This window comes from Cryobacterium sp. TMT2-42-4 (assembly GCF_004402645.1).
In the GTDB taxonomy this organism is placed as follows: domain Bacteria; phylum Actinomycetota; class Actinomycetes; order Actinomycetales; family Microbacteriaceae; genus Cryobacterium; species Cryobacterium sandaracinum.
Genome location: NZ_SOFT01000034.1, coordinates 27,781 through 41,850, shown reverse-complemented (window position 1 = coordinate 41,850; position 14,070 = coordinate 27,781). Strand labels below are relative to the sequence as shown.

General features: G+C 65.4%; 13 protein-coding genes. 6 read left to right on the top strand and 7 right to left on the bottom strand.

The window, feature by feature from the left end:
* Nucleotides 1-99: 99 nt before the first annotated feature.
* Complete coding sequence (locus tag E3O18_RS11695; protein ID WP_134418156.1) at nt 100-306, top strand: hypothetical protein; 207 nt, start codon at nt 100-102, stop codon at nt 304-306.
* A gap of 146 nt (nt 307-452) precedes the next feature.
* Here E3O18_RS11695 and E3O18_RS11690 read toward each other — a convergent pair whose 3' ends face one another.
* The 4 genes from E3O18_RS11690 to E3O18_RS11675 form a co-directional block, all read right to left on the bottom strand.
* On the bottom strand, nt 453-1,382 hold the full coding sequence (locus E3O18_RS11690; RefSeq protein WP_277870891.1) for a glycosyltransferase family 2 protein: 930 nt from the start codon (nt 1,380-1,382) through the stop codon (nt 453-455).
* A gap of 32 nt (nt 1,383-1,414) precedes the next feature.
* Nucleotides 1,415-1,804 (bottom strand): GtrA family protein, encoded by a 390-nt coding sequence (locus E3O18_RS11685; protein ID WP_166784920.1) that lies wholly within the window; start codon nt 1,802-1,804, stop codon nt 1,415-1,417.
* Nucleotides 1,805-1,868: 64 nt separating this feature from the next.
* Nucleotides 1,869-2,831, bottom strand: coding sequence for a Gfo/Idh/MocA family oxidoreductase (locus E3O18_RS11680; protein WP_134415558.1), 963 nt, complete (start codon nt 2,829-2,831; stop codon nt 1,869-1,871).
* Nucleotides 2,832-2,834: 3 nt separating this feature from the next.
* Nucleotides 2,835-4,049 (bottom strand): DegT/DnrJ/EryC1/StrS family aminotransferase, encoded by a 1,215-nt coding sequence (locus E3O18_RS11675; protein WP_241978179.1) that lies wholly within the window; start codon nt 4,047-4,049, stop codon nt 2,835-2,837.
* On the opposite strand from E3O18_RS11675, the gene E3O18_RS11670 reads away from it, so the two are divergent.
* The 3 genes from E3O18_RS11670 (at nt 4,049) to E3O18_RS11660 (ending at nt 7,883) form a co-directional block, all read left to right on the top strand.
* Nucleotides 4,049-4,747 carry a UDP-N-acetylglucosamine acyltransferase gene (locus E3O18_RS11670; protein WP_134415559.1) on the top strand — a complete coding sequence of 233 codons (699 nt, stop codon included), beginning with the start codon at nt 4,049-4,051 and terminating at the stop codon, nt 4,745-4,747. The genes E3O18_RS11675 and E3O18_RS11670 overlap by 1 nt on opposite strands.
* Complete coding sequence (locus E3O18_RS11665) at nt 4,747-5,751, top strand: glycosyltransferase family 2 protein (RefSeq protein WP_134415560.1); 1,005 nt, start codon at nt 4,747-4,749, stop codon at nt 5,749-5,751. Before E3O18_RS11670 ends, E3O18_RS11665 begins: the two co-directional genes overlap by 1 nt.
* 98 nt (nt 5,752-5,849) lie before the next feature.
* Nucleotides 5,850-7,883 carry a hypothetical protein gene (locus E3O18_RS11660; protein WP_134418151.1) on the top strand — a complete coding sequence of 678 codons (2,034 nt, stop codon included), beginning with the start codon at nt 5,850-5,852 and terminating at the stop codon, nt 7,881-7,883.
* Here E3O18_RS11660 and E3O18_RS11655 read toward each other — a convergent pair.
* Nucleotides 7,880-8,788: a glycosyltransferase gene (locus E3O18_RS11655; protein WP_134418150.1), complete on the bottom strand. Its 909-nt coding sequence runs from the start codon at nt 8,786-8,788 to the stop codon at nt 7,880-7,882. The two genes, E3O18_RS11660 and E3O18_RS11655, sit on opposite strands and share 4 nt — an antisense overlap.
* Before the next feature lie 70 nt (nt 8,789-8,858).
* Between E3O18_RS11655 and E3O18_RS11650 the strand changes: the two genes are divergently transcribed.
* Nucleotides 8,859-10,121 carry a hypothetical protein gene (locus tag E3O18_RS11650; protein WP_134418149.1) on the top strand — a complete coding sequence of 421 codons (1,263 nt, stop codon included), beginning with the start codon at nt 8,859-8,861 and terminating at the stop codon, nt 10,119-10,121.
* A gap of 60 nt (nt 10,122-10,181) precedes the next feature.
* Nucleotides 10,182-11,372 (top strand): glycosyltransferase family 2 protein, encoded by a 1,191-nt coding sequence (locus E3O18_RS11645; RefSeq protein WP_198410921.1) that lies wholly within the window; start codon nt 10,182-10,184, stop codon nt 11,370-11,372.
* A 53-nt stretch (nt 11,373-11,425) separates the two neighbouring features.
* Here the strand turns inward: E3O18_RS11645 and E3O18_RS11640 are convergent, their stop codons facing one another.
* On the bottom strand, nt 11,426-12,727 hold the full coding sequence (locus E3O18_RS11640; protein WP_134418148.1) for an O-antigen ligase family protein: 1,302 nt from the start codon (nt 12,725-12,727) through the stop codon (nt 11,426-11,428).
* 19 nt (nt 12,728-12,746) lie between these two features.
* The gene (locus tag E3O18_RS11635; protein ID WP_134394075.1) at nt 12,747-14,051 is read right to left on the bottom strand and encodes an O-antigen ligase family protein; all 1,305 of its coding nucleotides are present in this window, start codon (nt 14,049-14,051) and stop codon (nt 12,747-12,749) included.
* Nucleotides 14,052-14,070: the final 19 nt, after the last annotated feature.

The window sequence follows — 14,070 nt, the reverse complement described above, 5'->3', positions numbered from 1 at the left end:
CTGTCGCGATCAAGATCAACAACAGGCCCCGGAAGCGACTCGGTTGGACAACACCAGCCCAGCTCCTCGCCGACGCACTGCGATCCAGCTAACCAATCAGTGTTGCGACGACCGCTGGAATTCGCCCTAGAACTCGCCTGGCAGAAGTGGCCCTGTTTTCAGTCGGCGTTAACAGGCACCACCGAAATACCGGGGGAGCACTCACTGACGCTGGAGGAATTCGCGATCGTCGGCATGGTGCCGGAGGCTGTGGGATTGGTCGACGCCGATCGTGCCGCCGCATACCTGACCATCCTGGCCACCTAAACGCGAATTCCCCCCGACGCGTTGAATCGCTGGCTCGCCGAGGTGTGCATGCCCGTGGTTACGGCTGGGCTCGCGCTGGCACCCGAGGCGCCGCAGGTCCGGCAGTTGTCCGAATGGCTGTCCCGGGCGAGCTGACCGGGAGGCCGCTATTTTTGAAAAGGACTGAAAGTCGGCTCCGACGGACTTGCCTGGATATCCAGTTGAAGTGCGCTGACTAGGAGTTGGGTACCGATCATTAGAGGCAGAGCGGCCAACATCACCGTCGCCGCCGTCGCGATCACGGAACTGGCGACCTGGAAGCAGACCCAGATCGCGATTACGGCCCCGATACTGAACAGCCCGAGCCCCAGCACCAGCAGGAGTGCGATGGGGGAGAAGGACCAAAGAACGTAGCGATACCAGATGCGACGCCAGAAGCCCCGCACAAGCAGATTCAGCAGTTCCGGTACGACCTTGCTGAGTCGGATCGAAGAAACCTCGTCGGCGTAGACCGCAGGGATGGGAACATCGACGGCACCCACCTGAAGGATATTGAGGTGGATGAGCAGATCGTTCTCAAAACTGTAGCGACGTGACACCCGGTCGAGGGGGACACGCTTCAGGACCTCTGTGCGAACGGCCGTATAGCCGTTTTGCGGATCAAACAGGTTCCAATAGCCGGAGGCGAGCTTGGTCATGAAAGACAGAACGATGTTGCCGAAAACCCGGTAATTCGGCATCCCCTCGAAGGACTCGGGTGCGAAGAAGCGATTCGCCTTGGCGAAACCGTAACCGTCACGGGTGACGCGGTCCAGGAGATCCGGAAGGTGATTCGGGTCCATCTGGGCATCGCCGGCCATGATGACATTGACGTCAGCCCCGAGAGCCATGGCGGCCTTGTGCCCGGTGACGATGGCACCGCCGACCCCCTGGTTGACCTCATGGCGGATCAGCGTCACCCGGTCATCGCCCAGTCGCGCAACGACACCGCTTGTGTCGTCGGGACTACAATCATCGACGATCACGATGTGATCAACGTAATCGGGCATGGTTTCGATGACCGTCGCGATCATCCGTTCCTCTTTGTACGCAGGCACGACGGCCGCGATACAGGCTCCTTGGTACACGTCTAGTCCTTCTTGCTGGGGCGGGTGTCGGCGAACACCCAATAACGATAGGCGAAGTAGTTCCACACCGTTGACAGGCCAGTGGCGATGACCTTGCCCCCGAGCCAGCCGAGTGGTGAGGGATTGATCAACGTCACGATGAAGACAACGGCGATGGTGTTGAAGCCGACGAGCGCCGCGTACTTGAGTAGTGCGACGCCGTGTGCTGCACTCGATTCAAACGAAAAGTACCGTTGGATTGAGTAGGTGAAGAAGAAGCTGAGGAGGAAGGCGACGCCGGTCGCGAGCCAGAGCGGCCAGGCCAGCACCTCCCTGAGCAGAGCAAGAATGCCGATGTCGACCAAGAATGCCAAGCCTCCGGCGACAAGGTAACGCACGGCGGAATGGCGCACGATTCGACCGAATGCCGATTGTCTCGCTACGTCGTCGCCGAGGGGGTCTCCGGAGGCCAGCACCTCAGAGCAGCAGTTTCCGGGAAATAACTTGGTCGATCACGGCGTGGGACGGCACGATCGTCGCGCGTTCAGCAGCCGCGTCGACAAGACCGTCGATGGTGTCGAGGAATCTCGTGAACTGGGTCGTGAGCGGTTCCTGCGACGTCACCAATTCGGGAATCTCGATGACCGTCTGCTGGCGGTAACCGCGACCGTCGTCCACTGAATTCTCGGATACGTGACGGTAAATCGTCACGTCGCGCCGAAGCAGGTCGATTTCGATGAGCCGATCAAGTTCATACACGGAGAGCTGTCGGATCTTCCGCTGGCCCACACGGCTCGCAGAAACGCGGGCGATGGCGCCGTTCGAGAATCCGAGGGTCGTCTCAGCGACGTCCTCTGCGAGCGGAGCGGAGTCCCGGTGGAAAAAGCCGAGAGTCGCATCGACACTTGTGGGTGCCGAGCCGATGATGTTGATCGCGAGGTCCACGTCATGCACGAGCAGGTCCCAGGCAACGCCGGTGCGGATGCGCGGCGCGTACGGGGAGTGGCGCGTGGCGATGACGTGCACCGGGTTCTCAAGGAGGGACCGAGCCGTCAGAACTGCCGGGTTGTAACGCTCCAGCAGACCGCACATGAGCGGAAGGTCCCGCTGCTCAGCCCGGTCCAGGACCTCCCGGGTGCGGAGAAGGCTGTCAGCAACCGGTTTTTCGATCAAAAGCGGCCGGTCCTGGGCTAACACCTGCATGGCAAGGTCGTAGTGAGCCTCGGTGGCAGCGGCAACTACGACCGCATCCAGATCGGACAGGTCCGGGAGCTCAGGAGCCCAGGTTGCCCCATACCGATCGGCGACCTGACGGCCGATCTCTTCACGCGGGTCCACCAAGACGGCGAGCTCAGCGCGATCGGACTGGGAGATCACTCTGGCATGGTGGCTGCCCATATTGCCGGCGCCGACCAGGACTACACGCTTGCGAGCCGACATGACTCAGGCCCCCGCAATGGCGCGAACGGCCGTGATGATTTCGCTGAGGTCAGCATCCGTCAGGGTCGTGTTCACAGGAAGCGAGACGACCTCGGAAACGATCTTCTCGGCCACGGGAACGTCGGACGTGATCACTCGCGGGTGTGTGCGATAGGCGTCGTAGTCGAACACCAGTTTGGGATAGTAAATTCCGCTGCCGACGCCGCGCGCGGCAAGCGCTGCGACGAACTCGTCGCGATTCAGGCGGGCTTCCGGCGTGACCCGAACGGTGAACTGGTGCCAGACATGGCCGCGGCCCTCAAGCTGGCGTGGCACGACGATGCCGGGCACGTCCGCCAGCCCCTCGATCAGTCTGTCCGCATTCCGGCGGCGAGTGCTGACGGTCTGCTCGTAGCGTTCCAACTGTGGAAGGCCGAGGGCCGCTTGGAGGTCTGTCAGGCGATAGTTATGCCCGGCCATCTCGTAGACATAGCGTGACCGCATGCCCTGGTTCCGCAAAACGCGGAGCCGGTCGGCGAGTTCGTCGTCATCGGTCGTGATAAGTCCGCCTTCGCCCGTCGTGATGTTCTTCGTCGCGTACAGGGAGAAGGTGCCCAGGCCGTAGCTTCCCGCATAGCGGCCCTTGTAGCTGGCGCCGTGGGACTGAGCCGCGTCTTCAAGGATTCGAAGACTGCGATCGGTGGCAAGCGCCTGGATCGGATCCATGTCAGCCATCTGGCCGTAGAGGTGAACGGGAAGGATGACCTTGGTTTTGTCCGTGATTCGCTCGGCGAGTGAGGTCGGATCGATGTTGAAGTCATCTGCACGGATGTCGGCGAAAGTCGCCGTGGCTCCGGCTTCGAGAATGGCGTTCAGGGTGGCCGCGAACGTAAAAGGTGTCGTAATCACTTCATCGCCGGGTTTGAGATTCAGAATCTGAAGTGAGGCGACCAGGGCCGTCGTGCCGTTGTTCACGGCGATGGCGTGAGGGATCCCGAAGAGTTCTGCGAATCGATTCTCGAGCTTGGCAACCATTGGGCCCTGAGCCACGGCGCCTGATCGCAAGACCTCCATAACGAGCGCTTGTTCTTCTTCGCCAAACTGGACAGTGGTAATGGGAATCATTGTGCCTCGTAAGTTAGATTTTGTGAATCGAATCTCGACGTCGCGTTCTTTCCACAGTACCGGACCCTTCGCGGACCGCTTCCACCCGTACGCTCTGTCAGAGTTAGGCCACAATGAATTCCATCCATCCCACCGCACAGCTGATCGGTGAGGTCTCGCTCGGATCCGGCAATCTGATCGGGCCACTTGTCGTGATCATCGGCCCTGTGACCATCGGTGACGGTAACTGGATTGGGACCGGAGCGATCATCGGTGCTCCGCCAGAGGTTAGGAGCTGGCAGCATCCGATGGATGCGGCAGAGCTCGACACCGGTAGGGGAATCGTGATCGGTGACAGGAATGTCATTCGTGAGTACGTGCAGATACACCAGGGGTGGCACGACATCACGCGTGTCGGCAGCGATGTGTTCTTGATGAACCAGAGCTACATCGCGCATGACTGCACTGTCGGGGACCGAGCCACCCTGGCGTCCAGCGTTCTGCTCGCCGGTCACGTTCGCGTGGGGGAAGGTGCAAACCTCGGGTTGGGATCGAGTGTCCATCAGCGTTGCTATATCGCAGAAGGGGCCATGGTGGGGATGGGCTCTGTGGTGACGCGCAATGTGCCGCCCTTCGCGAAGGCCTACGGCAATCCAGCGAGAGTCCATGGGGCGAATGTCGTCGGAATGGAACGAGCTGAGATCCCGGCACCGACCATCAGCGCCGCGGTGACGACCTATGCGCTGCCATTCGACAATGCTCTGGAGAGCCTGGTGGGTGCGATCGGAATTGAGCGTGCTCTGGCCGGCTGGTTTCGTCACGGCACGGAGTGATGGAAACCGCCCGGCAGCCCACCGTGTCAGTGGCCTTGTGCACCTTCAATGGTGCCGCCTACATCGCGCAACAACTCCGAAGCATCCTGAGCCAGACCACACCGCCGAGCGAGATCATCGTCTCGGACGACGCGTCCACGGATGGCACCCTCGGCATACTCGAGCGGGTGCGTGCTGAGTGGCTGGCAGACGGTGGTGACGCTGCTGTGGACTTCCGGGTGATCCGAAATGCGGTGCCGCTCGGAGTCGCAGCCAACTTCGAGCAGGCCCTGTCAGAGTGCTCGGGCGAGTTGCTGGCACTGAGCGATCAGGATGACGTCTGGGCCCCCGGCCGCGTCCAGATAATGATCGGTGAGTTCATGCGACGGCCGAAGTTGCAGCTGCTGCACTCGGATGCCCTTCTCGTCGGCGGTGATGGGAACTTCCTGGGTAGGACACTCTTCACGACGCTCGGCATCACCGAGACCGAGAAGAGGGACGTGCATCAGGGGCGCGCATTCGACGTGCTCTTACGGCGCAACATTGTCACCGGCGCCACCGTGATGCTGCGCCGCGACCTCGTCGACCGGGCCCGCCCATTCCCGGAGGCGTGGGTGCACGACGAATGGCTGGCGATGGTTGCCGCGGCGACGGGGACCGTGGATTTCCTGGGCGACACCCTGGTCGACTACCGGCAACACGGCGGCAACCAGATCGGCGTCACGAGCCTGGATGCGGCCGGCCGGCTGTCCAGGCTGCAGGCGCCACGCACACAGCGCAACGCGCGTCTGCTGGCCAGGGCCGAGGCGCTTGATGACCGTGCGCCGGGCCTGGTTCCGGTTCCGTCCGACGCGTACCTTCGCCTGATTGCGGCGAAGGCAGCGCACGAGCGCGCCCGTAGCGCCCTGCCGAGCGCCCGGCTCCGCCGCGTGCTCCCCGTTCTGCGCCAGTGGCGCACCGGTGGGTACGCACGGTTCGGTCTGGGCCCCCAGGACGTTCTGCGAGACCTGGTTCAGCCGCTCTAGGGTCGGCGATCCTCTACTCTGAGAAAACAAGTCCGAGACGTGGCAGGGGTCGGACTTCGACGTGGGGGCGTCCCGCACAGGGATCTGAAAGGTTCGTGGTGAACAACTCTCGAATGCGTGCCGGCGGTTGGGGCTCCAGATTCAGGGCAGAGCGGGATGGCTACAGTCGCGCCGTCGAACCAGATCCCCACGGCCTGCCGCGGCTGCGACTCCTGCTGGCGTTCCCCGCTCTGCTGCTGATTCTCGGCATCGTGCTCGTGGCGCTCGGCATCAACGGTTCGTCCTCCGGCGTGTTCTTCAGCCAGGTGTCGTACGGCGCCGACCCGGACCTGATCGCCGGCCAGCCGCAGGTCACGCGCTCCGATGAGTGGAACGTGCAGACGGTCTGGGCCATCGCCCAGGTCGAACAGGGCCTGCCGCTCACCAACGAGACCTTCCCGGGCGGCATGGACGCGACCCTGCCGCAGGACCTCCCGCGCGTGGATTGGTCTGTCGCCTTCAGGCCTCACCTCTGGGGCTTCATGCTGATGGACGTCGACCATGCTATCGCCTTCAAGTGGTGGCTGCCCGGGCTTGCTCTCGCAGCCGCGGCGTACGCGTTCCTGGTCACCGTCATCCCGCGTCGGCCCGGGGTGTCGGCGATGCTCGCGGTCGGGTTCTTCTTCAGCCCGTTGTTCCAGTGGTGGTTCCTCTCGACCACACTGTGGCCGGCCGTCTGGGCGCTGGTCACGATGACGGCTCTGGTCTGGGCGTTCCAGAGTCCGTCCCGACGGTCCCGCTGGGCTTTCTCCGCCCTCGTGGCCTACCTGACCGTCGTGATGGCGATGGGAATCTACGTCCCGTTCATCGTGCCGGCCGCCGTCGTGGTGCTGTTCTACGGGATTGCCCTGATGATCGAGCAGCTGCGCCGGGGCACGGGGTGGCGGGCGACGCTCGCCCGCCTCGTGCCGGTTGTGGTTGCCGGTGCGGCGGCATCCGTCGTGGCGGTGGTGTGGCTGGCCACCAAGCTGTCAACCGTTCAGGCTTTTCTGGGCACCGCGTATCCGGGGAACCGGTCAACTCCGACGGGCGGCAACGGGCCGTTGAGCTTCGCCTCCGCTGTTGGTTCCTCGTTCACCCAGGCCTTGAATGAGCAGCGGGCTGGTTTCCTCGGTGGCAATTCGTCCGAGGCCGCGACCTTTTTTTATCTGGGCGTCTTCCTGATTCCTGTCGTGGTCTGGATCGTCGCCAGGGAGGCGAGGATGCACAAAACCCTTCCGTGGGCGATGATCGGCCTCGCCACTGCCGTGGCGGTGCTGCTGGCGTATCTCTACCTGCCCGGCTGGGATGCGATCGCTCGGTTGCTCCTGCTCGACAAGACCACGCCGAATCGGGTCCGACTCGGGATGGGGCTGGCCTCCATCGCCCTGGTCGCCTACGTCATCGCCTACCTGGACCTGAACCGGGCGCGGGCCGGTAAGTGGCTCGCCGGAGCCGCTGCGGCCGCCTTTCTGCTGTCCCAGCTTGCCATCGGCGCCCTGGCGTGGCGACGGCTGCCGGGCATGCTGGAGCCGGTGCAGCTGTGGTGGCTCTGGGCGCTGCTCTCCGCCGCGGCCATCTACTTCGTCGCTCGGCGCCGTCCGCACCTCGCCGCGACCGCGTTCCTGATCGTGACCGTCGCCGGCTCCGGACTGACCAATCCGATCTACCGCGGCGTCTTCGACCTGCGGGAAACCGCCGTGTCCCAGGCTGTCGCCGCCCTGGACGAGGCGGCTCCGAAAACCTGGGTTGGCGTCGGCGGCGGGTTGACCACGGCCATGCTGCTCGAGTCCGGGGTGCGGGCCTTCAACGGGTTTCAGGGCGCGCCCTCTGCCGGAATGTGGGGCGCGATCGATCCAGCCGGTGTGTACACGCTGCAGTGGAACCGGCTGGCGGGGGTGAGCTGGGTGGCCGGGCCGGGCGAACCGGTCGTTGCCAATCCCGCGGCCGATCAGATCAGCGTGACCTTCGATGCTTGTTCCGCCTTCGCCCAGGCAGAGGTGGGCTACGTGCTCGCCGACGACAAGCGCCTCGATCTGGCCTGCCTGTCCCCAGTTCGTACCTTTGACCTGCCGAAGTCCAGTCTGTCGATCTATCGGGTCGCTGCGCCCTAGCCTCTGGGCGTCGCGACGACGGTGAGTCCGAGGGCGTGACGCACCAGAATCCGGATGCCGTCGCTGCGGCGGGCCCGGACGGCGTCCGGGATTCGGGTCAGTGCGTTCACCCGCGACGACAAGTGCAGGCGTGCGGCTCGCGCCGCACGGGGCCAGCCGTGGCCGTTGAACTCGACCGCGAGGCCGCGGAAGAAGCCCTGTTCCTCGGCGAAGCGGCTGCCGTCGGCCGCCCGCCAGGACGAGACGCTGGACGCGTGGCGACGGTACTCGAAGACGACCTGGTCGTCGAGCAGCAGGCTCCCGCCACGCACGGCGAGGTCGAGGGCCAGCCCGAGATCCTGCACAATGCTGAAATCCGGCCGGAAGCCGACCGCCGTGACCGCGGAGCGGTTCCAGGCGATCGCCGGAAAGTTCATCCAGTTGCCCCGCGTGATGCTCACCGCGAGCGGCTCCCCGGCGAGTTCGAGTGACCCGTGGAGCCGGGGCCGGTACAGGGACTTGACCCGGTCGACAAGGGGTGTGGTGACCTGCCCGTGCTCGTCGATGACGCGTGTGCCGGGGTGGATGAAGGCCACCGTCGGATGCTCCTGGATCAGCTGGGTGATCCGGCCGACATAGTCGGGGAGCATCACGTCGTCGCAGCCGAAGATTGTCAGCCACTCGTTCTCGGCCAGGTCGATCGATGCCTGGAAGTTCGCGTTGATGCCCAGATTGACCGGATTACGACGGTAGATGATTCTGGGGTCCGCCAGCCCCCGCAGCCACCGGCCGGCCGTTTCGTCGGGGTCGTGGTCGTCGATCACCACAAGCCGCCAGTCCGGGTCGACCTGCGCGAGCACGCTGCGCACCGCGGCCTGAAAATGGTCGACACGACCGTAGAACGGCATCATGATGTCGAGTGTCACCGGGATCTCCTTCGTGGCCGACGAGGGTCGGAGTGGGCGGATCACCGTGATGGCCGGATAGCATTCACGAGTGAAACCATCCTCGCTCATGTCCCAGGCGGCTCTCTCCACAGTAGGCGTCCTGGCTCAGGGGCTGTCCCGTTTCGCGTACACGGTGCTCATCGGTCGGTTCATGGGGCCGAGCGAGCTTGCAGAGGTGTCAGCGTGGATCGCGCTGTCGCTCATCCTCTCCCTGCTCTGGCCGACCGGGGCAGGCAACGCGGCCTCCCATTTCCTTTCCCATGCCCGGGCGCTCGGATACTCCCCGGTGCACGCCCTGCGCCTGATTCAACGCTCTTTTTGGATTTCCTGCCTGGTCATTCTCGCCATCGGCATCCCGGTCAGCATCTTCGTGCTGGGGGCGGACCCGGCGGATGCGGCCGCGATCGCCGCCCTGATCGTCGCGTATTCCGGCTACATTCTCGCGCGTGGCATCGAGGTCGGTCTGGGGCGAATCACCTCGGCAGCCGTGTGGGATGTCATCTCCTCCGCACTGACCATGGTTCTGCTGATCGTGGTCCTGGCCGCGCAACTGCCGTGGGCCCTGCTCTGGCCGCTCGCCATCGGGTACGCCCTGTTCGGCTTGCATTCCCTGCGCGGCGCGCACCGAGGGCACGAAAGCCTGCAGCAGGAGAGCGTCACCGCACCGGCCAGCATCTGGAAGCTCATCTCCTGGAACTCGCTCGGGCTCCTGGCCTCGAACGGCTTGATTCAGTTTGCGATGGTCTATGTCTTCATCGTCGAGTCCCCGGCGCGGGCCGGGCTGTTCGCGGCGGCGATGGCGCTCGCCACACCGGCGTCGATGCTGAGCCAGGCGGTGACCCAGGTTCTGATTCCGCGGTTCTCAGAGTGGGCGGCCGTCGACCCGGCGGCAGCACGGAAAAATTATCTGGGCGTCTTCGGGGTGATGTTCGTCGGTCTGGGGATCGTGTTCGGGGCCGTCGCGCTGGCCAGCCCCCTCATCGTGAGCATCGTCTTCGGAGCCGGCTACCGGTCCGCGGGGCCGATCATGGCGCTCCTCCTGATCGGCGTGTTCGCGTTCTCGATCGGCCTCGTCGCCACCGCCTTCCTGCTCACGACGGATCGAACCATGGTGGCGACGGCCGCCTCCATCGCCGGGCTGGTGACAGGACTCGTCGTCATGCTCGTCGGCACTCCCGCCTGGAGCGGGTCGGGCGCCGCCGCGGCCGGCGTGATCGCGGGATATTCGGTGACCACCTGCTGCGTGGTTATCGCCTCGTTCCGACGGTCCCGGTCTCCGTCGCCGCAGTCGGTGGCGGTCACGCTCCGTTAGGCTGCAATCGCTTCACCCGTTTCACACCATCTCCACAGTTCTCCCTCGCAAAAGGACATCATGACCGACTCCACCGCTGTCGAATCCGCAGTCGTCGCTATCGAACTCTCGATCGTCATGCCTTGCCTTAATGAGGCGGAGACCCTTGCCATCTGCATCGACAAGGCCCAGGCCTACCTCTCCGGCGCGGGGATTGTGGGCGAGGTCGTCATCGCCGACAATGGCAGCACCGACGGATCCCAGCAGATTGCCCTCGACCACGGCGCCCGGGTCGTACCCGTTGCGGCGAAGGGTTACGGCAACGCACTGATGGGGGGGATCGTCGGCGCGCGGGGTACCTATGTCATCATGGGCGACGCGGATGACAGCTATGACTTCAGCGCCCTGGACCCCTTTGTGGCACGGCTCCGGGCCGGCGATGAACTCGTGATGGGGAACCGGTTCCGCGGCGGGATCGAACCCGGGGCCATGCCGCCCCTGCACAAATACCTCGGAAACCCGGTTCTGTCGACGATCGGGCGGATGTTGTTCCGCTCCGAGATCCGCGACTTCCACTGCGGCCTGCGCGGCTTCAACCGCGAATCGATCCTCGGCCTCGGGCTGATCACCACCGGCATGGAGTTCGCCAGTGAGATCGTCGTGAAATCCACCCTCGACGGGTTACGCGTCAGCGAAGTACCGACCACCCTGTCCAGAGACGGCCGGAGCCGTCCGCCGCATTTGCGGAGCTGGCACGACGGATGGCGTCACCTGCGGTTCCTGCTGTTGTTCAACCCCCGCTGGTTATTCCTGATCCCGGGGTCGGTGGCGTTCGCAGTCGGTCTGCTCGCTACCGTCGCCCTGGTGTTCGGGCCACTGGAGATCGGCCGGGTCGGACTGGACGTATCCAGCCAGGTGTATCTGGCCGCGCTGACGGTCGTCGGGTACCAGGCGGTGTTGTTCGCCCTGTTGACCAAGCTCTACGCCCGGCACGAGGGGTTCCATCTCCCGCGGAGCCAGGCGTTCGAGCGGTTCGCCGAGCGAGCGAGCCTGGAAAGCGGAGCGGTCGTCGGGCTCACTCTCTTCATGGCCGGCCTGGGTGTCGCGATCGTTCAGTTGGCCACGTGGGGCGCATCGGGCTTCGGCCCTCAGGACCCGGTTGACACGATGCGCCTGGCGGTGCCGGCGGCACTGTTCATGATGCTGGGCTTCCAGACGGCGATGTCGGGAATGTTCCTCGGCATCCTCTCGGTCGACATCCGCCGGACCTAGATTTCGTTGTCGGCGCGGGCTCGGCCCTTGCTCGGGTCGGCTCCCGGCGACCTTTACTCCGGCTGCCGGTGCGGCGTGGGCTGCAGCAGGCTGCGCCAGCTCTTGCCCTGCGCGGCCTTCACGGCGCAGATCAGCAGCAGCAGCCAGCCGAAGTCGACCAGCACGGTGCTTTCGGCCGCCGAGGTGACCAGCAGGGTCACCAGCACCAGCGGCGACCAGACGTAGACCATCGAGCGCTTGTCCGAGGCGAGCAGCCACGACCGCCAGAAGGCGAGCATCACGAGCGCGAGGAACGAGAGGAGGCCGACCAGGCCGACCTGGAAGTAGACGTCGAGGAACGCGTTCAGCGCGGAGGCCTGCGGGCGCCCGGTGACGAAGCTGAGCCAGCCGTAGGGCGTGACGTCGACGGGCCAGAGACCGGCCCAGCCCCAGCCCTCGAGCGGGTTCAGCATGGCCAGACGCCAGATTTCGCTCCAGAGTGTGGTGCGGGCCTCGAACTCGCTGCCCGCGTTCAGCTGGTCGGTGATGCGCGCGCGGGCCGCAACCGCGATGATGCCGGCCACGACGGTGCCGCCGAGCAGCCCGATCTGCAGCAGCCACCGGTTCGCGACGGGCGTGGCGCGCAGCCAGATCAAGGCCAGCGCGGCGAGGCCCACGAACAGGGCCACCACGAGGATGACGGGGGAGCGGGTGAGTAGCAGGCCGAACACGGCCAGGGCGATGGAGCCGATGCCGAGCCCGCGCCGCACCGACCGGGACCGCAGCTCGACCGCGAAAGTGACCGCCGCGATCAGCGAGACCAACCCGAACACGTTGCGAGAGCCGAAGAGGCCCTGCACGGGCCCGAAAGAGTCGATGTTGCCCTGGATGCCGAGGAAGACGAAGGGCGTGTCGAGCAGCAGGCCGGAGAGCACTTCCAGAGCCAGGGACACTCCGAGCAACACCCGCAGCACGTCGCCAGTGGCGCGCACGACCTGGATGGTGTCGCGGGCCAGGGCGATGTAGATGGCCAAAAAGGTGAAGGCGAGCTGGTAAAGCGAGGCGCTGAGGGTGTGCAGCGGGTAGCTGGACCACAGCACCGACAGGGCACACCAGCCCACGAAGACCATGATCGAGATCGGCAGGAGCCCGTGCCAGTCGACGCCGGCCCAGCGGGCGGTGAGCGAGAACGCGGCCAGCACGACGAGGCCCACGAGAATGCCGACGACGCCGGGCGGGCCGATCACGGCGCGCAGGGCAGTGGTCGAAAAGGCGAAGCCGATGATGACCAACGCCAGCGAGGAGGCGAACTTGGGGGAGGCGAACAGCCGTGTGAACTGGTCCGGCACGGCGGGGGGATACGCGCGGTAGGTCATGACGTTCCCACGCTACCGCCTACGGCATCCGTTGATTGGTTGCCTGCTGTCGCTTCGTGATCACGGCGAGCACGACCAGCAACAGCCAGCCGGACTCGATCAGGATGCGGCTTTCGGCCAGGCTCTGGGCGATCAGGGCTACCAGGAGCAGCAGCGGGAGCAGGGCGGAGGCCGCGTAGGGTTCCGTGTCGGCGAGGGCGCGCCTGGGTCGGTCGACCGCGAGGAACCAGCAGCGCCACAGCGTGGAGAAAACGGCGGCGGCGAAGACGATCAGCCCGAGGACGCCCAGCTGAAGCCAGACGTCGAGCCAGGCGTTGTGCGCCTGAAGGTAGACGACGCCGCGGCGCACGGCGAGACCCTCGAAGGGTTCGACCCAGGGGGCCCAGTAGCTCACCCAGCCCCAGCCGAACACCGGGCGCTCGGCGGCCAGCCCGGCCACGCTGCGCCAGATGTCGAGGCGGCCGGTGAGGTCGGCGGATTTGCCGAGCAGGGCGAGGAGCTGCGGCGTGAGGGCCACCAGGCCGACACCGCCGACGACCACGGATGCCGCGGCCACCAGGTACACCGGCCGGCGCCCCTCGGGGGGCCGGCGGCGGGCCCAGAGGGCGAAAAGCAGTGCCAGGGCGACGGCGGCGGCGGCAAGCGTCACGGTCGCGGACCGGGTCAGCAGCAGCATGAGCACCGCGAGGCCCAGCCACGCCAGGCCCCAGTTGCGGCTCACGGTGCCGGCGGCCAGCTGCACGGCGAAGACGATCACGGCGATCAGCGCCACGAATCCGAGCAGGTTGCGGTTGGCGACGATGCCCTCGATCGGGCCGCCCTGGAACAGGATGCCGCGGGTCCAGTAGTACGACTCCGGCACGTTGCGGGTGCCGTAGTCGACCCAGAAAGGGAGCAGGGCCTGCCGCACGAACAGGGCGACGATGAGCTCGAAGGCGAGGGACAGGGCGAGGATCCAGCGCAGTGCGGCGGCGAGCGTGCGCAGCAGCTCGGCCCAACTCAGGCACAGGGCGAGGAACAGCGCGGCCAGCGTGGTTGCCCACTGCAGGGTGACCCCGATCAGGGAGGCGCCGAGGTAGAACGACCAGGCCAGCGACAGGGTGGCCAGACCGAGGAAGGCGATGAGCGATTTCGGGAACCGCGACCACATCCAGTCCGGGTTCAACTTCACGAGGGCGACGACGCTGCTCACGACGACGATCAGCGCGATCGCGCCGTAGCCCCACCAGCCGAACACACTGCGCCAGAACTGGCCGGCCAGGACGGAGAAAAAGACGAGCGTCGCGAAGGTTCGAACGACGAATCGGCTCTGGACGGCGGGCATGTGTCTAAGGCTAGAGTGT

What these genes read in the sequence shown, in the direction of transcription:
- E3O18_RS11680 (WP_134415558.1), bottom strand. Translation starts at nt 2,831, where the DNA reads ATGTCGGCTCGCAAGCGTGTAGTCCTGGTCGGCGCCGGCAATATGGGC.
- E3O18_RS11670 (WP_134415559.1), top strand. Translation starts at nt 4,049, where the DNA reads ATGAATTCCATCCATCCCACCGCACAGCTGATCGGTGAGGTCTCGCTC.
- E3O18_RS11665 (WP_134415560.1), top strand. Translation starts at nt 4,747, where the DNA reads ATGGAAACCGCCCGGCAGCCCACCGTGTCAGTGGCCTTGTGCACCTTC.
- E3O18_RS11645 (WP_198410921.1), top strand. Translation starts at nt 10,182, where the DNA reads ATGACCGACTCCACCGCTGTCGAATCCGCAGTCGTCGCTATCGAACTC.
- E3O18_RS11640 (WP_134418148.1), bottom strand. Translation starts at nt 12,727, where the DNA reads ATGACCTACCGCGCGTATCCCCCCGCCGTGCCGGACCAGTTCACACGG.
- E3O18_RS11635 (WP_134394075.1), bottom strand. Translation starts at nt 14,051, where the DNA reads ATGCCCGCCGTCCAGAGCCGATTCGTCGTTCGAACCTTCGCGACGCTC.